Here is a 16,333-nt window from a genome sequence, read left to right on the forward strand (position 1 = left end):
CGCCGAAGCCACCGCCACCACCGCCGAAGCGATCGCCGCCGCCGCCAAAGCCGCCACCACCGCCAAAGCGATCGCCGCCGCCGAAACCGCCACGATCACCACCGCTGTAGCCGCCGTAACTTTCGTCGCCGAAACCGTCGCGCTTGTCTCTGCCGCGCCCGCCGCGATCGCCGCGGCGCCCTCGATCAAAACTCATGACCCTGTTTGTCTTCCCGCTTCGTCCGATCAACCCTAAAAACCGTCGCGCCGGACGAATGACGCAGGTCCTCGGGCGCAAAAAGGCGCGCCACGGAATCACTCATAGCCTAAATGGCAAGGCGCTGCGAATGATTTTGTCGCAATCGTGGCAGGATGGGTCGCGATCCTTGCCATCCTGTGGCCGCTTCGGCACAGAAGTGGCCGATGACCCCCATAATCGCCCTGTTGTCCGACCCCGCCGCCTGGGCGGCGCTGATCACGCTGGTGGTGATGGAGGTGGTGCTGGGCATCGACAACCTCATCTTCATCTCGATCCTGTCGAACAAGCTGCCCGAGCACCAGCGCCAGCGTGCGCGGCGGCTCGGAATCGCGCTTGCGCTCGTGCTGCGGCTGGCGCTGCTGTCGGCGATCGCGTGGATCGCCGGACTGGTCACGCCGGTGTTCGACCTGGGCCTGACCGGGGCGCCGGGGCCGCACGGCGAACCGAGCTTCGAGACCGCCTTCTCGTGGCGCGACCTGATCCTGATCGCGGGTGGCCTGTTCCTGGTGTGGAAGGCGACCACCGAGATCCACCACAATGTCGGTCAGCACGAATCGGGTGGCGAATCGGGCGAGGGTGGCGGCGCGCCGGGAAAAGTGGCGCTCAGCTTCGGATCGGCGATCGTCCAGATCCTGCTGCTCGACATGGTGTTCTCGATCGATTCGATCCTCACCGCGGTGGGCATGACCGATCATCTGCCGATCATGGTCACGGCGGTGATCATCGCGGTCGGGGTGATGCTGTTCGCCGCCGACCCGCTCGCCAATTTCATCAATCGCAACCCGACGGTGGTGATGCTGGCGCTGGGTTTCCTGCTGATGATCGGCGCGGTACTGATCGCCGACGGTTTCGGCGTGCACGTGCCCAAGGGCTATATCTACACCGCGATGGCGTTTTCGGCGGGGGTCGAGGTGCTCAACATCGTCGCGCGCAAGCGCCGCGGATCGGGCCCGTCGTCGGCCGATCCCCATTGAGGCTTTGGCCGCACCCGGCTAGGGCGCTGCGATGACCGTCCATTTCCATGAGGAAGACCTGCCCGCCGGCGTGTTCGCCCCCGGCGCCAGCATCGCCGTCGATACCGAGACGATGGGGCTGATCACCCCGCGCGACCGGCTGTGCGTGGTCCAGCTGTCCGACGGCGGCCCCGACGAGCATCTGGTCCGCTTCAATCCGGGCAGCGATTATGCCGCGCCCAATCTGAAGGCGGTGCTGGCCGATCCGGCGCGGCTGAAACTCTATCATTTCGGGCGATTCGATCTCGCCGCGATCCAGCATTATCTGGGGGTGACCGCCGCGCCGGTCTATTGCACCAAGATCGCGTCGCGGCTGGTGCGGACCTATACCGACCGCCACGGCCTCAAGGACCTGTTGCGCGACCTGATCGGGCAGGAAATCTCCAAGGCGCAGCAATCGTCGGACTGGGGTGGCCCCGAACTGTCGGACGCCCAGCGCGACTATGCCGCGTCCGACGTGCGCTATCTCCACGCGATGAAGGTCGAGCTTGACCGCCGGCTGGCGCGCGAGGGGCGCACCGCGCTGGCGCAGGCGTGCTTCGACTTCCTGCCGCACCGCGCGGCGCTCGATCTGGCCGGTTGGCCCGAGATCGATATCTTCGCGCATATCTGAGGGAGGCGGTCGGTGTCGGACATCGCCCGCAGCAGCCGGTCGCGGAACCAGCGATGGGCGGCGCCGGGCAGCGCCCACGACCGGATGATCGCGGTGCTCCAGATCGTGCTGCCGATGGGGATCGGTATCCTTGGCGCGTTTCTGGTACTGGCGCCGATGTTCACCGGCGGCGACGTCAGCTTCGTGCTCGACAAGAACAAGGTCGCCGTCGCCAGTGAACGGCTGAAGATCCAGACCGCGCGCTATCGCGGCGAGGATTCGAAGGGGCGCCCGTTCGCGCTGACCGCGGGGCAGGCGGTGCAGAAGAGCCTGGCCGAACCGATCGTCCAGCTCAGCGATCTCGCCGCGTCGATCGACCTGCAGGACGGCCCGGCGCAGCTCACCGCCGATCGCGGCCGCTACGACATGTCGAAGGAACAGGTGGCGATCGACGGCCCGATTCGCTTCACCGCCGCCAACGGCTATGTCCTCGGCACCCGCGACGCCACCGTCGATCTCAAGACGCGCCGGCTGGCCAGCGCCGGGGCGGTGAGCGGCTCGACCCCGCTCGGCACCTTCAGCGGCGACCAGTTGATGGCCGATCTGGAAGCGCGCACCGTCGCGCTGAAGGGCAATGCGCGCTTGCGGATCGTGCCAAGGCGCGCGAAATGAGCGCCGTGACCCGCATCCGTCCCCTCATCCTGCTGCCGCTGATCGCGCTCGCCGGCGCGGCGACCGGCCAGACCCGCCACGATTCGTCGGCACCGCTCGATTTCGACGCGGGCTATATGGAACTGCAGGACAAGGCGAACCGCGCCATCCTGTCGGGCGGGGTCAGCGTGCGCCAGGCCGAAATGACGCTCAACGCGAGCCGCGTCACCATCGCCTATACCGGGCAGGTCGCCAGCGGCGCCCCCCAGGCATCGCGAATCGACGCGTCCGGCGGCGTGACGATCAACCGCCCCGATCAGCGCGCGAAATCGCAATATGCGGTCTATGACCTGGGCAAGCGGCAGATCACCATGCTGGGTGGCGTCACGCTGGCGCAGGGGGGCAATACGCTGAACGGCGGGCGGCTGGTCATCAACCTCGACAGCGGCCGCGCGGTGATGGATGGCACCGGCACCGCCAGCCAGGTCAAGGCGCCCGACGGCAGCGTCGTCCGGTCGGGCGGGCGAGTCACCGGCCGGTTCACCGTGCCGAAACGCTCCGAATAACCGCTTCGCCGCGATTCCGCTTTCCCGGCGCGCGCTCCTGCGGCAAAAGGTCATGCAGGAATCCTGCCAAACGCTTGCCTCGCGGCGTGCCGGTTACCATGTCGCGCGAACGGGAACTGCCATGAACGACATTGCCACCCTCGATCGCCCGGCCGCGGATGCGCCGGTGCCCGGCCAGGTCGCCGACGGCCTCTCGGTGATCTCGATCGCCAAGGCCTATGACAAGCGCGTCGTGCTGTCCGACGTGTCGCTGACGGTTGGGCATGGCGAGGTGATCGGGCTGCTCGGCCCCAACGGCGCGGGCAAGACGACCTGCTTCTATTCGGTGATGGGGCTGGTGAAGCCCGATTCGGGCCGCATCCTGCTCGACGGCGACGACATCACGGGATTGCCGATGTACCGCCGCTCGATCCTCGGCCTGGGCTATCTGCCGCAGGAAACCTCGATCTTTCGCGGGCTGTCGGTCGAAAAGAACATCCTCGCCGTGCTGGAGCTGTCCGAACCGGACAAAGCCGCGCGGCAGGCCCGGCTCGACACGCTGCTCGACGAATTCGGGCTGACCCGGCTGCGCGACGCGCCGGCGATGGCGCTGTCGGGTGGCGAGCGGCGTCGCGCCGAGATCGCCCGCGCGCTGGCGGCCGATCCGTCGATCATGCTGCTCGACGAACCGTTCGCCGGCATCGACCCGATCTCGATCGCCGATATCCGCGATCTGGTGAAGGCGCTGAAGACACGCGGCATCGGCGTGCTGATCACCGACCACAACGTCCGCGAGACGCTGGAGATCGTCGACCGCGCCTATATCATCTACGACGGCCGCGTGCTGTTCGCCGGATCGCCCGCCGAACTGGTCGCCGACGCCAACGTCCGCCGGCTCTATCTGGGTGAGGGCTTCTCGCTCTAGCCATGCGCGCGCTCCTCACCCCGGCCGGGGCTGAGCCGTGAGTCTCGCCCCCCGCCTCGATCTCCGCCAGTCGCAATCGCTGGTGATGACGCCGCAGCTGCAGCAGGCGATCCGCCTGCTCGCGCTGTCGAACCTCGAGATCGAGGGCTATATCGCCGAGGAGATCGAGAAGAACCCGCTGCTCGAGGCGGGCGGTGCGGAGCCGGGGGCGGATATCGAGCCGGTAGGCGATCCCGAACCGCCCCTCGACCGCGGCGAGCCGGCGTCCGCCGACGAACTGCTGGCGGGCGGGGAGAGCACGGGCGAGGCCGCGCTCGACGTCGATCTGGCGACCGAATCCTTCCATCATGATGGCCCGACCGATTCGATCGCCGGCGCGAACGGCGGGCTCGACGGCGGGCTGGGGATGGGCGGCACCGCCGGCGGCGGATCGGAGGATGGGCCGGACTTCGACAGTTTCGGCAATCCCGACACCAACCTCCACGATCACCTGCTGGGGCAGGCCGGCGCGACGTTCGACCCGGCCGACCTGTTCGTCGCCACCCATTTGATCGACCAGATCGACGAGGCCGGATACCTCACCGCGCCCCTGCTCGATATCGCCAACCGGCTGGGGGTGGCGCTGGCGCGGGTCGAGGCGGTGCTGGCCAGCGTCCAGACCTTCGACCCCACCGGCGTGGGGGCGCGCAACCTCGCCGAATGCCTCGCGCTCCAGGCGAAGGAGGCGGACCGCTACGACCCTTGCATGGCGGCGCTGATCGACAACCTCGATCTGCTCGCGCGCGGCGACCTCGCCCGGCTGAAACGGATCTGCCAGGTCGATGATGAGGATATGGCGGACATGATCCGCGAACTGCGCGGCTATGATCCCAAGCCCGGCTGCCGCTATGGCGGCGATCCGGTGCCGTCGGTGGTGCCCGACGTGTTCGTCGCCGCGCGCGGCGGTGGCTGGGCGATCGAGATCAATGCGGCGACGCTGCCGCGCGTGCTGGTCAACAAGAGCTATTATGCCGAACTGTCGGGCGTCCACGGCGACAAGGCGTCGAAGAGCTGGCTGTCGGATTGCCTCGCCAGCGCCAACTGGCTGGTCAAGGCGCTCGACCAGCGCCAGCGCACGATCATCAAGGTCGCGACCGAGATCGTGAAGCAGCAGGAGGGATTCTTTCGCCACGGCGTCGCCCATCTGCGCCCGCTGACGCTGCGCCAGGTCGCCGACGCGATCGAGATGCACGAATCGACCGTCAGCCGCGTCACGTCGAACAAATATCTGAGCTGCGCGCGCGGGCTGTTCGAGCTGAAATATTTCTTCACCAGCGCGATCCAGTCGGCCGACGGCGGCGAAGCGGTGTCGGCGGAGGCGGTCAAGTCGGCGATCCGCGCGCTGATCCAGGCCGAGGACGCCAGGGCGATCCTGTCCGACGACACGCTGGTCGACCTGCTCAACGCCAGGGGTTTCGACATCGCCCGGCGCACCGTCGCCAAATATCGTGAGGCGATGGGTATCGGCAGCTCGGTCCAGCGCCGCCGCCAGCGCGCGCTGGAGGGGGCCTGATCCGGCCGGGCGGGCGCACGGTCGTTTTCCCTGCCGCGAAAGAACGCCCATCCCCCGACGGCCCGGCCGTCGGGGAGATGCAATAGCCCTTCTCGCCCGTCGCTTCCTTGCGAAGCTCGATCGTCCCGCCGTGCTCGACGCGATAGGGGAGCGATGGGATGACCTTTGCGCCGCATCCGGCCGGAGCATTTTGGGATCAGGTGCGTACAGCTGACGATTCGGAGAATGGGCAAACGAGGGAATCCTGGAGCAAATCTCGATTCAATATTTTCGGGAGATGCTCTAGGTGCGGCGCAACATGACCGAGCAGCACTACCGCCGCAGCGAAAACCGCGCCCCGATCGGCTTCGTCGAATTCGTCGCGATGATCGCGGCGATGATGATGCTGAATGCGCTGGGCATCGATTCGATGCTGCCGGCACTGCCCGCGATCGGCGACAGTCTCGACATCGATTCGGCGAACCATCGCCAGTTCATCATCTCCGCCTTCCTGATCGGGTTCGGCGCGGCGATGCTGGTCTATGGGCCGCTCGCCGATCGCTTCGGCCGCCGTCCGGTGCTGGTGATCGCGCTGGTCGGCTACATCGTCGCCAACCTGCTCGCCGCGATTTCCGGCAGCTTCGCCCTGCTGCTGGTCGCGCGTGTGTTTGGCGGGGCGATGGTGGCGGGGGTACGCGCGGTGACGGTGGCGCTGGTGCGCGACTGTTTCGAAGGGCGCGCGATGGCGCGGGTGATGAGCCTGGCGTTCATCATCTTCATGGCCGCGCCGGTGCTGGCGCCGACGGTCGGCGCGGCGGTGCTGCTGGTCGCCGACTGGCGCTGGATCTTCGGCGTCATCGCGTTGGCCGCGCTGGCGGTGCTGCTGTGGTTCATGCTGCGGATGCCCGAAACGCTGCCGGTCGCCGAACGCCGCTCGCTGCGGCTCGGCGAGCTTCGTGCCGGCTATGCCCGCGTCCTCGCCGATCGGCCGGCCGTGGGCTACACGCTGGCCGCCACCGCGTTGCAGGGCGCGCTGTTCGGGTTCGTCGGATCGGTCCAGCAGGTGGTCGCCGACGTGTTCGGCCGGCCCGATCTGCTCACCGTGATCTTCGCCTGCGTCGCCGGGCCGATGGCGATCGCGTCGTTCCTCAACTCGCGGATCGTGATGCGGCTGGGCACCCGGCTGATCTCGCACAGCGCACTGTGCGGCTTCATCCTGTTCGCCGCGATCCACCTGATCTTCGCGCTGTCGGGGCATGAGACGCTGGCCAGCTTCGCGATCGTGCAGGGGCTGATGATGATGTGCTTCTCGCTGGCCGGCGCCAATTTCTCGGCGATGGCGATGGAGAACATGGGCGATCTGGCCGGTACAGCGTCGAGCTTCCAGGGGTTCGTCGCGGTGCTGGGCGGGGCGGTGATCGGCGCGGTGATCGGCCAGGCGTTCGACGGATCGACGGTGCCGCTCTACACCGGCTTCGTCGTTGCCGGGCTGGCGGCGCTGGCCGCCGTCGCGATCACCGAGCGCGGTCGCCTGTTCCGCGCGGTTCATCCCCCGGCGGTCGAACAACGCTAGACGGAACGCCGCGCCGGGATCACCGTTGGGTCAGCAGCGACTCGGAAATGGAGTGACGATGATGGGCGGCTACCAGATTCCCGAACAAGGCCCCAACGACGACGGCTTCGACGAGGACGGCTTTGACGAAAGCCAGCGTGCGGAAATCCTCGAGGCGACGCGCGACGGGCCGAGCGACGGCACGATCCAGATCGACCTCGCCCCCGATCTGGGCGGCGATGCGCTGGACGACGGCGATGACCTCGACGATCTTCCGATGGAACTGGACGAGACCGGGGTGGAGCATGGCCTCGCCGCCGCCGACCTCGACGACGATCCCGACGATAGCGGCGCGATCGCGCTGTAGCCTTGACCGCGTCGTCGGCGCGGGGCCATCCTGCCGCGATGGGCACGGATCCCCGCATCGACCGCTACCTGGCTGCCCAGGCCGATTTCGCCCGCCCGGTGCTGGCGTGGCTGCGCGCGCGGGTCCACGCCGCCTGCCCCACGGTCGTCGAAACGATCAAATGGGGGATGCCGTTCTTCACCCACCAGGGACGGCCGCTCGCCAACATGGCGGCGTTCAAGGCGCATGTCAGCTTCGGCTTCTGGGATCGCGCGGCGATGGCGACCGGGCATGAGGGCGAAGCGATGGGGCAATATGGCCGGATCGAGTCGCTGGCCGACCTGCCCGCTGCCGCCGCGCTGGAGGCGGAGATCGCGCGCGCCGTCGCGGTGATCGACAGCGGTGCCTCGACCGGCCGCGCCCCGCGCGCGCCCAAGCCGGAAGCGTCGGTACCCGATGCGCTGGCGCAGGCGCTGGCGGATGACGCGCTGGCGACCGCTGCCTGGACCGCCTTTCCCCCCGGCTGCCGCCGCGAATATTGCGACTGGGTGGCCGACGCGAAACGCCCCGACACCCGCGACAGGCGCGTTGCCCAGACCATCGCGCAATTGCGTGAGGGCAAGCGGATCAACTGGAAATACGAGAAGGGTTGAGCCGCGGCTCGATCCGCGCCGAGGCCGCACTTGACAAGTCGTCCCGTGATGAGTGACGTTACATCATATCGCACCACGGAGGAGGATTGCCATGGCCGCCATTGCCCGCCGCGAAACCGAACCGATGTCGGACATCAACATCACGCCGATGATCGACGTCATGCTGGTGCTGTTGGTGATGCTGATCCTGACCATCCCGACGATGACCCACAAGGTGGCGATCGATCTGCCCCAGCCGGGGCCGCGCGACGCGCCGTCCGCCGCGCCGCACCGGCTGGAGATCGCGCGGTCGGGCGCGCTGGCGTGGGATGGCCGCACCATCGGCGATGCCGAACTGAAGCCGCTGCTGGCCGGCATGATCGGCAATGAGGACAAGCCGGTGCTGCACATGCGCACCGACCCCGACGCGCGCTACGAAAGGTTCGACCAGATCCTTGCCGAGGTGAAGCGCGCCAACGTCCAGCGGCTGGGCTTCATCGGCGACGGGCCGCTGACCGAATAGCCGCAGCCCCATCGCCCTGTGGCGCCGCGCCGTGCACCCGGCGCGGCGCGGACCCGCGGTTCAGGAACATTGCCCCGGCGTCGGGCGGAGCAGCCCGCGCCCGGCCCGCGTGCCGGTGGTTTCGCTGTCGCGCACCGCGAGCTGGCCGTTGACAAACAGCGCCTTGACCCCGACGCTCAGTTCGCGGGGGTGGACGTAATCGGCCTTGGGCGCATAGGTCTTGGGATCGAGCACCAGCACGTCGGCGAAATAGCCGGTCTTCAGATAGCCGCGCCGATCGAGCTTGTAGATGTCGGCGGTACGGCCGGTCGACTGGCGGATGAAGGTGGCGAAACTGATCACCGGCTTGTCGCGGACATATTTGGCGTATTTTTCGGGGAAGGTCGCGAACATGCGCGGGTGGCCGTCCGATCCGTCGGAACTGGTCACCACCCACGGCTGCTTCATGAACGCCTCCACGTCGGGTTCGGCCATGTTGAACGAGGCGACGCTGGTGCCGCGCTTGCCGGTGCTTTCGCGGATGATGCGCAGCGCGGCGTCGATCGCGTCGACCTTCCACGCGGTGGCCATCTGTTCGAGCGTTTTGGCGGTCCACGGCCAGCCCTGCCCGATCAGCAGCAGCGCCTGCGCCCCGCCGCGCCGGCGCAGGTTCTCGCGCATCTCGACCTTGATCTTCGCGAGCTGGGCGGGTTCGTCGAACCGGGCGAGCATCTTGGCGGTGCCGCCGTCGAGCGACCAGCGCGGCAGCAGCGAGGCTTCCAGCCCGGAGCCCGAGGCGAGCCACGGATATTGATCCGCCGTTACATCCTGGCCGTCCGCGCGCGCACGCTCGATCTCGGCGATCACCTCTCCGGCCTGGCCGTGGACGTCGACGCCCAGCGCCTTGATATGCGCGAAATGGACCGGCATCCCGGCCTCGCGGCCGATGCGGATCCCCTCGCGCACCGACCCCAGCAATCCGATGGTATAGGAGGATTCGTCGCGCTGGTGGCTGTCGTACATCCCGCCGCGCACCGCCGCCTCCCGCGCCAGAGCGATCACTTCCTCGGTCTTGGCAAAGCTCTGCGGCGCGTAGAACAGCCCGGTCGAAAAGCCGAGCGCGCCCTCGCACATCCCCTTTTTCACCAGCGCCTTCATCGCCGCGAGTTCTGCGTCCGTCGGCGCGCGATCGTCGTTGCCGAGCACGCGCTGGCGGATCGGGCCAAAGCCGACGAACGGCGCGACGTTGGTGCCGATGCCCGACGCGACCAGCTTGCCGACGTCGTCGGCGACGTCAGGCGTGCCATAGCCATCGACGCCGATCATCACCGTCGAGGCGCCCTGCCGCAGCCAGGCGGCGTTGACCCGCGTCGCCGGATCGTCCGAGCGGATGAAGGTGTCGGGATGGGTATGCGCGTCAATGAAGCCCGGCGACACCGCCAGGCCGCGCGCGTCGATGGTGTTGGTCGCCGCGATGGCCTTGGCCGGTCCGACATAGACGATGCGGTCGCCCTTGATCGCGACGTCCCCGACGAACGGTGCGTCTTCGCCGCCGGTATAGATGGTGCCCCCCTTGATCACCGTGTCGACGGACTCGCTCGCGGGGGCGGGCGGCAGCGTGGCGGCGGTGCAGCACAGCGCCGCCAGCAGCGCGGCGATCGAACGGGGGGCGGTGGCGGTCACGGCAGGTCCTTTCGGCGAAGCCACGATCGGGGCATCATCCTGAGCGCGGCGGTGGTCATCGCAACCGTGGCGGTCTCGATCACCCGTTCGGCGTCGGGCGCCCACAACGGGCTGTGCAGCGACGGCAGTTTGGTCACGTCGCCGCCGGCCGCCTGCCACTTGTCGGCGGGCACGCCGCCGACCCAGAACAGGAAGCTCTGCACGCCCTTTTGATCGGCCAGCCAATATTCGGAGAAATCCTCGCCGCCCATCTGTGGGCGGATCCGTGTCACCCGATCGGCGCCGAAGCGTTCGGTGAAGGCCGCGGCGATGGTGTCGCTCAGCGGCTGGGTGTTGAATTCGGCGTTGATGCGGTCGTCCTGGCTGATCGTCACCGTCGGCAGCCGATCGTCGGGAATGCCCGCGGCGATCGCCTCGCCCCGCGCGACGCGAGCGATCCCGTCGAGCAGCCGCTGGCGAACCTCTGGCGTGAAGCTGCGCACGGTGAGCTGCAGCCGGGCGTCATCGGGAATGATGTTGTGCTTGGTCCCGCCGTGGAAACTGCCGACGGTCACCACCGCGCTGTCCTGCGGATCGGTTTCGCGTGAGACGAGCGTCTGCAACGCGCCGACGATCCGCGCCGCGATCACGATCGGATCCTTGGCCAGGTGCGGATAGGCGCCGTGCCCGCCCTTGCCCTTGACCACGATGTCGACCGAATCGACGCTGGCCATGGTGTAGCCCTCGCCATAGCCGATCGTGCCGGCGGGCAGCGACGGCGAATCGTGGAAGGCGATGGCGACGTCGGGCTTGGGAAAGCGGGTGTAGAGCCCGTCGGCCAGCATCGCGCGCGCGCCCGCGCCGATCTCTTCCGCCGGCTGCGCGATCATCACCAGCGTGCCCGACCAGCGATCCTTCATCGCCGCCATCCGCCGCGCGGTGGCGATCCACGTCGTCATGTGGGTGTCGTGGCCGCAGGCGTGCATCACCGGCGTCTCGTCGCCGTTGGGCAGCTTGCCGCGCGCCTGGCTGGCAAAGGGCAGGCCGGTCGCCTCCGCCACCGGCAGCGCGTCCATGTCGGCGCGCAGCAGCACCACCGGGCCGGGGCCGTTGCGCAGCACCGCGACCACGCCGGTGCGGCCGATTTTTTCGGTCACCTCGAACCCGGCCTTGCGCGCTTCCGCCGCCAGCACGCCGGCCGAGCGGACCTCCTGGAAGCTCAGTTCCGGGTGGGTGTGGAGATCGCGGTAGATCGTCATCAGCGACGGCAGGTCGCGCCGCACCGCATCATCGAGCGGATCGGCGAGCGCCGGCACCGCCGCCACCGACGCGGCAAGCGCCGCCGCGATCCAGCCGCCGCGCATCACTGCACCTTGTCGAAATGGAGAGTCACGCGCGGGATCTCCAGCGTGAAGCCGGCGCCGTTATCGTCGGGGATCAGCCGGTTTGGCCCCGAGCGGAACTGGCCTTCACTGCCGGTGAAGGTCATCGGCTTGCCCTTTGCGCCGTCGGGACGCTGCGCGGTCAGCGTCACGCCGTCGGCGCGCCAGTCGACCAGATAGGTGCTGACGACGTTCGCCGCCTTGTAGCGGCCGCTCAACGCCGACGGCGGCACCACCGGCTCGCTGACCGGCGGCAACCCCTCGTTCAGCGCCGCGATCACCGCGTCGGCCTTGGGCAGCGGATCATAGTCGCCGTTGTTGCACAGCAGGGCGACGCCGAGCCTCTTGTCCTTGTTGTAGCCGAACAGCGTCTTGAACCCGCCGGCGCCGCCGGTGTGGTGAAACCAGTGCGGCCCGACCCACAGCGCGCTAGCATAGACGGTGCCCCAGCCGCCGCGCAGCGCAGGCGTGCCGTCGTTGAACTTGCCCGGCGTGGTCATCAGCCGGGTGATCTCCGGCGTCCAGATCTTGTGCCCGGTGTCGATGTCATAGCCCCATTTGGCGAGGTCCTCGATCGTGGTGATCAGCCCGCCCGATCCGCCGAACAGCGGATAGTCGTCGGCGTCGTCGATCTTGCCGTCCTTAGCGACATAGCCCTTGGCGAAATTGGCGTCGGTGGTGCGGCTGCCGAGCATCACGAAGCTGCGGGTCATGCCCAGCGGCTTCAGCACCCTTTGGTTGACGTAGTCCTCGAACTTCGTCCCGGTGACTCGCTCGACGATCTCGGACAGCAGCAGATAGCCGCCGTTGGTATAGTCATAGCGGCTGCCGGGCACGAACTTGGTGTCGGGCTGGCGATAGACCGCGGCCAGGCCCAGCGCCCGGTCGGCGCCGGAGAGGCTGTCATAGCCGTCGAGCCCGAGCAGCGAGAGCGAATCGCGCACGCCGCCGGTCATGTTGAGCAGCATCTGGACGGTGACCGGCTGCGGATAGCGCGGCATGTCCGGCACATAGGTGCGCACGTCGGCGTCGAGCCTGACTTTGCCCGCCACCACCTGCTGCATCACCGCGACGGCGGTGAACTGCTTGGACACCGATGCCGCGTAGAATTGCGTGTCCGACTGGATCGGGCGCCGCGCCTCGACGTCGGCGAAACCGGCGTTGACCCGCTCGGTCAGCTTGCCGTCGCGCAGGATGCCGACCGCGCAGCCGGGCTGGGGCGATCCTTCGGGCACCGCCAGCGCCGCCTTGATCCGCGCCGCCGCGCCCGGATCGGCCTGCGCCGGCGCCGCTGTCAGCGCGAGCAGCGGCAACCATGCGAAACGATGCATCATGGGATCTTCCCTCTTGTTCAGGACGACGCCCGGCTTCCTTGCGAAAGCCGGGCGCCCGGTCGATCAGAAATTGAAGCGAAGACCGCCGATGAACTGTCGCCCGATCGTGTCGTACAGGCCGCGCGTGGTGCCGTAGCCGCCCGCGCCGGTGATCGGCGGATCATTGTCGAGCAGGTTCTGCACCGCCGCGAACAGCGCCGCCTTGCTCCCCTCGCCCTTGGGCCGGAAGATCGTCACTTCGCCGGACAGGTCGAAGTAGACGCGGCCCTGCACGCGCAGCTGGTCGACGTCCTTCGCGGTGTAGGCGCGGTCGATGAAGCCGCCGCCGACATAGCGCCCGGTCGCGCTCAGGCGGAAGCCATCGGCGATGTAGCTGGTGCTGACGTTCGCCTTCCACCGCGGATTGCCGCCCAGCGCCGCCACGGTCGGCTGCGCCATGCTGTCGTCGAGACGGGTGATGTTGATGCCGTCGCTCAGCTCGGTACGGATCAGATAGTTGACCAGCCCGTTGAAGGTGATCCGGTCGGGGCCGAGCGGCACCGAATAGGCCATTTCGAAGTCGACGCCGCGAGTCATCGCGCTGGCGAGGTTGACCGGGCCGGAGAACACTTCGGTGATCTTGCCGAACTCGTCGCGGGTGATGAAGTTGCAGGCGGCGGTGTTGACCGTGAAACATTGCTGCACGATCGCGGCCGGCGTGATCTGGATGATCGCGTTCTTGATGTTGATGTCGTAATAATCGAGCGACAGGCTCAGCCGCGGGATGAACGTCGGCGTGAGCACGATGCCGCCGGTGAAGGTGTCGGCCTTTTCCGGGTTGAGGTTGGGATTGCCGGCGGTGCGCGACGTGACCAGATAGCTCTGGCCCAGATAGCGCGGATCGAAATCGGTCACGCTCAGGTTGGAACTGCCGCTACGCTGGAACAGCTCGGCCAGTCCCGGCGCGCGGATATCGCGCGATCGGGTCGCGCGCAGGCGGATCGAATCGGTCAGCGTATAGTCGACGCCGCCCTTCCACGTCGTCACTTGGCCCGACGTGCTGTAGTCGGTCAGGCGCGCGGCGACATCGATTTCCAGCCGCTTGCCGATCGCCGAATTCTCCAGCAACGGCACCAGCACTTCGCCGAACGCCTCCTTGACGTGGACCTCGCCGCTGTAGGGCAGCGTCGCGCCGCCGAACATCGTCGACTGGGCGGCGGCATTGGCGCCGGTCACCAGGTCGAGGTCGCGATAGCTGCCGCCGACCGCGACCGCCACCGGGCCCGCCCACGTCGAGAACGGGGCGCCGCGCACGGTCGCCGCGACGGTGTTCTGGCGGATGTCGTTCGTGTTCTCGCTCATGCCGCGGACATAGTTGAGCGCCGGGTCGCCCGGATTGACGATGCCGAGGATGTTGAGCGGAATGCAGCCGTTGTTGGGGTTGGTCAGCGTCGAGCGGCAGATCGCATCGACCACGCCTGGCGTACGCGGATCGTCGATCGCGTCGATCGCGTTGGCGAAATTGGCGGTGATCCGCGTGTTGTAGGCGCGCGTCTTGCTGTAGTTGCGGCCGTATCCGTAATAGGCGTCGAAGTTCCAGCCGGGGGCGAACTCGCCCTTGATGCCGGCCGATACCTGCATCGTGTCGATGTCGAACACGTTGCGCACGCGCGTGGTGTCGTTGCCGATCTTGCCGATGGTGATCGACGCGACGTTGTTGGCGATCATCAGGTCGCGCAGCGCGGTCGGCAGGTAGACATAGTCCGACTTGACCGAATTCTGGAACGCGGTCGGGATGCCGTCCTGCTCCGAATTGAGCTTGTGGTACGAGAATTCGGCGAAGGCTTCCCAGCCGTTGCCGACCTCATAGGTCAGCCGCCCGAAGCCGCTGTAGCGGGTGATCGGCGTCGCGCCGACCTGTTCGGCGACGCCATTCAGGCCATCGCCGCCCAGCATCGAGCCCGAAGAGACCAGCGTACCGAAGGTGTAGGGGATCGCCTGGCCGGTGTCGGAGAACTGGATGCCCTTGAGGTAGGACGGCAGGTTGACGATGCTCGAGATCGCCGAGCCGTTGCCGGGAGTGAAGCTCGCGCCGGTGATGACGCCGGCGTAGGTGGCGTTGCTGCTGCGGATGCCGCCGTCGACGACGAAGAAGCGCGGCTGCTCCGGCGTGCCCAGGCCGCCGTTGCCGGCGTTGGGATTGGCGAGCAGGCCCGGCCCCTTCGCGCTCCACTTGCGGTCGAACAGGCGGGTGATGCCGTTGTTGTCGGAGAATTCGCCGGCGACGACCAGGTGCAGCCGCTCGCCGATCTTGGTGCCGGCCGCGACCGAGACGAGGATCTGGCGATAGTCGCCTTCTTCCGCCGCGCCGAGCTGATAGGTGCTCTTCAGCCCTTCGAGCTTCGAATTGACGCGCAGGTTGACCACGCCGGCCACAGCGTCGGCGCCATAGGCGGCCGAGGCGCCGCCGGTGACGATGTCGACCCGGTCGATCACCGATTGCGGGATGGTGTTGATGCTGACCGCCCCGGTCGGGTTGGTCGGCACATAGCGGCGGCCGTCGAGCAGCACGAGCGTGCGCGCGTAGCCGAGGCCGCGCAGGTCGAGGAAGTTGCCCGCGGTCTGTGTGTTGCCGCCGGCATTGGTGGCGCTGGTCGGCGTCAGCGACGGGCGCAGCGCCGGCATCTGGTTGATGACGTCGGCGATGTTCGGTGCCGACACGCGCTCGATCGCCTCCATGCCGATCACCGTCACCGGCGTCGGCGTGGTGAAGCCGGAACGCTGGACCAGCGAGCCGGTGACGATGATGTCCTCCTGCGGCGCGGCGGTGTCCTGCGCCGGGGCGGATGCGGTGTCGGTCGATTGCGCCAGCGCCGGCTGGCTACAGGCGAACCCGGCGAGCGCGGTAGCGACGAGCAGCGGCGCGCGACGCGAATGGCGTTGCTTCGCGCCGGCAAAAGGATGCGTGATCATGATGTTACCCCCGACCTTGTTGGGCCGGACCATCCATGGGGGGGCTGTCACAAATCCAGCACAAAGGCTTCAGCAGGCCATAGCTGACGGCTATGGAAGGGATCGGCTCGGGCGGGTCGCGGCCGCTCCGGCGGGAATTAACCAATGGTTAGATCGGCTTGGCATGGTGATGCAGCAAGGCAACGCCGCGCGACAAAGCGTCGTCGGACATGATCGGCCCGGCGCGCGGCGGCCATAGCTGCGCGTTATGTCGCCGGGAGGGGAATCGCGGCGGCGACGGTGTCGAGGAACAGCTGGCCGACCTTCGACGGCGGCTGGTCCTCCAGATGCAGGCCGAACACGTCGAACTTCAGGCTGTCGGCGAACGGGCGATAGTCGAGATCGGCCCCGGCGACCGCGCGCGCGGTGAAGATGTCGACCACCGCCACCCCGGCGCGCTGCCGCGCGAGGCCCGCGGCGAGATAATAGGTGTGGAC

Annotated in this window: 14 protein-coding genes and 2 pseudogenes; 10 read left to right on the forward strand and 6 right to left on the reverse strand. The window is 67.9% G+C overall.

The window, feature by feature from the left end:
• Positions 1 to 196, reverse strand: a pseudogene (locus VNR91_RS13445) (cold-shock protein); the annotation flags it as partial.
• A 206-nt stretch (positions 197 to 402) separates the two neighbouring features.
• On the opposite strand from VNR91_RS13445, the gene VNR91_RS13450 reads away from it, so the two are divergent.
• The 10 genes from VNR91_RS13450 (at position 403) to VNR91_RS13495 (ending at position 8,548) form a co-directional block, all read left to right on the forward strand.
• On the forward strand, positions 403 to 1,212 hold the full coding sequence (locus tag VNR91_RS13450; protein WP_325491283.1) for a TerC family protein: 810 nt from the start codon (positions 403 to 405) through the stop codon (positions 1,210 to 1,212).
• Positions 1,213 to 1,243: 31 nt separating this feature from the next.
• Positions 1,244 to 1,864, forward strand: a complete 621-nt coding sequence (locus tag VNR91_RS13455; RefSeq protein ID WP_325491284.1) for a ribonuclease D — start codon at positions 1,244 to 1,246, stop codon at positions 1,862 to 1,864.
• Between the two features lie 12 nt (positions 1,865 to 1,876).
• On the forward strand, positions 1,877 to 2,515 hold the full coding sequence (lptC, locus tag VNR91_RS13460) for an LPS export ABC transporter periplasmic protein LptC (protein WP_325491285.1): 639 nt from the start codon (positions 1,877 to 1,879) through the stop codon (positions 2,513 to 2,515).
• On the forward strand, positions 2,512 to 3,060 hold the full coding sequence (locus VNR91_RS13465; RefSeq protein WP_325491286.1) for an LptA/OstA family protein: 549 nt from the start codon (positions 2,512 to 2,514) through the stop codon (positions 3,058 to 3,060). Before lptC ends, VNR91_RS13465 begins: the two co-directional genes overlap by 4 nt.
• Positions 3,061 to 3,181: 121 nt before the next feature.
• Positions 3,182 to 3,964: an LPS export ABC transporter ATP-binding protein gene (gene lptB / locus VNR91_RS13470; protein WP_325491287.1), complete on the forward strand. Its 783-nt coding sequence runs from the start codon at positions 3,182 to 3,184 to the stop codon at positions 3,962 to 3,964.
• Positions 3,965 to 4,001: 37 nt separating this feature from the next.
• Positions 4,002 to 5,516 carry an RNA polymerase factor sigma-54 gene (gene rpoN / locus VNR91_RS13475; protein WP_325491288.1) on the forward strand — a complete coding sequence of 505 codons (1,515 nt, stop codon included), beginning with the start codon at positions 4,002 to 4,004 and terminating at the stop codon, positions 5,514 to 5,516.
• Positions 5,517 to 5,814: 298 nt separating this feature from the next.
• Positions 5,815 to 7,068, forward strand: a complete 1,254-nt coding sequence (locus tag VNR91_RS13480) for a multidrug effflux MFS transporter (RefSeq protein ID WP_325491289.1) — start codon at positions 5,815 to 5,817, stop codon at positions 7,066 to 7,068.
• 58 nt (positions 7,069 to 7,126) lie between these two features.
• Positions 7,127 to 7,414, forward strand: coding sequence for a DNA primase (locus VNR91_RS13485; RefSeq protein ID WP_325491290.1), 288 nt, complete (start codon positions 7,127 to 7,129; stop codon positions 7,412 to 7,414).
• Between the two features lie 38 nt (positions 7,415 to 7,452).
• Positions 7,453 to 8,046 carry a YdeI/OmpD-associated family protein gene (locus tag VNR91_RS13490; protein WP_325491291.1) on the forward strand — a complete coding sequence of 198 codons (594 nt, stop codon included), beginning with the start codon at positions 7,453 to 7,455 and terminating at the stop codon, positions 8,044 to 8,046.
• A 91-nt stretch (positions 8,047 to 8,137) separates the two neighbouring features.
• Entirely contained in the window at positions 8,138 to 8,548 is a 411-nt protein-coding gene (locus VNR91_RS13495; protein WP_325491292.1) for a biopolymer transporter ExbD, read from the forward strand.
• 60 nt (positions 8,549 to 8,608) lie between these two features.
• Here VNR91_RS13495 and VNR91_RS13500 read toward each other — a convergent pair whose 3' ends face one another.
• The 5 genes and pseudogenes from VNR91_RS13500 to VNR91_RS13520 all read right to left on the reverse strand — a co-directional run.
• Positions 8,609 to 10,210 (reverse strand): N-acyl-D-amino-acid deacylase family protein, encoded by a 1,602-nt coding sequence (locus VNR91_RS13500; protein ID WP_414712415.1) that lies wholly within the window; start codon positions 10,208 to 10,210, stop codon positions 8,609 to 8,611.
• Positions 10,207 to 11,553 (reverse strand): amidohydrolase, encoded by a 1,347-nt coding sequence (locus VNR91_RS13505; protein WP_325491293.1) that lies wholly within the window; start codon positions 11,551 to 11,553, stop codon positions 10,207 to 10,209. Before VNR91_RS13505 ends, VNR91_RS13500 begins: the two co-directional genes overlap by 4 nt.
• Positions 11,553 to 12,905: a serine hydrolase domain-containing protein gene (locus VNR91_RS13510; protein WP_325491294.1), complete on the reverse strand. Its 1,353-nt coding sequence runs from the start codon at positions 12,903 to 12,905 to the stop codon at positions 11,553 to 11,555. The genes VNR91_RS13505 and VNR91_RS13510 overlap by 1 nt, the downstream gene beginning before the upstream one ends.
• Before the next feature lie 63 nt (positions 12,906 to 12,968).
• Complete coding sequence (locus tag VNR91_RS13515; protein ID WP_325491295.1) at positions 12,969 to 15,857, reverse strand: TonB-dependent receptor plug domain-containing protein; 2,889 nt, start codon at positions 15,855 to 15,857, stop codon at positions 12,969 to 12,971.
• Between the two features lie 245 nt (positions 15,858 to 16,102).
• Positions 16,103 to 16,333: pseudogene (locus VNR91_RS13520) on the reverse strand (LysR family transcriptional regulator); the annotation flags it as partial.

The sequence above is a fragment of the Sphingomonas sp. genome (assembly GCF_035555815.1).
Lineage (GTDB): Bacteria > Pseudomonadota > Alphaproteobacteria > Sphingomonadales > Sphingomonadaceae > Sphingomonas.

What these genes read in the sequence shown, in the direction of transcription:
- VNR91_RS13450 (WP_325491283.1), top strand. Translation starts at nt 403, where the DNA reads ATGACCCCCATAATCGCCCTGTTGTCCGACCCCGCCGCCTGGGCGGCG.
- VNR91_RS13455 (WP_325491284.1), top strand. Translation starts at nt 1,244, where the DNA reads ATGACCGTCCATTTCCATGAGGAAGACCTGCCCGCCGGCGTGTTCGCC.
- VNR91_RS13465 (WP_325491286.1), top strand. Translation starts at nt 2,512, where the DNA reads ATGAGCGCCGTGACCCGCATCCGTCCCCTCATCCTGCTGCCGCTGATC.
- lptB (WP_325491287.1), top strand. Translation starts at nt 3,182, where the DNA reads ATGAACGACATTGCCACCCTCGATCGCCCGGCCGCGGATGCGCCGGTG.
- VNR91_RS13480 (WP_325491289.1), top strand. Translation starts at nt 5,815, where the DNA reads ATGACCGAGCAGCACTACCGCCGCAGCGAAAACCGCGCCCCGATCGGC.
- VNR91_RS13485 (WP_325491290.1), top strand. Translation starts at nt 7,127, where the DNA reads ATGATGGGCGGCTACCAGATTCCCGAACAAGGCCCCAACGACGACGGC.
- VNR91_RS13490 (WP_325491291.1), top strand. Translation starts at nt 7,453, where the DNA reads ATGGGCACGGATCCCCGCATCGACCGCTACCTGGCTGCCCAGGCCGAT.
- VNR91_RS13495 (WP_325491292.1), top strand. Translation starts at nt 8,138, where the DNA reads ATGGCCGCCATTGCCCGCCGCGAAACCGAACCGATGTCGGACATCAAC.
- VNR91_RS13505 (WP_325491293.1), bottom strand. Translation starts at nt 11,553, where the DNA reads ATGCGCGGCGGCTGGATCGCGGCGGCGCTTGCCGCGTCGGTGGCGGCG.
- VNR91_RS13510 (WP_325491294.1), bottom strand. Translation starts at nt 12,905, where the DNA reads ATGATGCATCGTTTCGCATGGTTGCCGCTGCTCGCGCTGACAGCGGCG.
- VNR91_RS13515 (WP_325491295.1), bottom strand. Translation starts at nt 15,857, where the DNA reads ATGATCACGCATCCTTTTGCCGGCGCGAAGCAACGCCATTCGCGTCGC.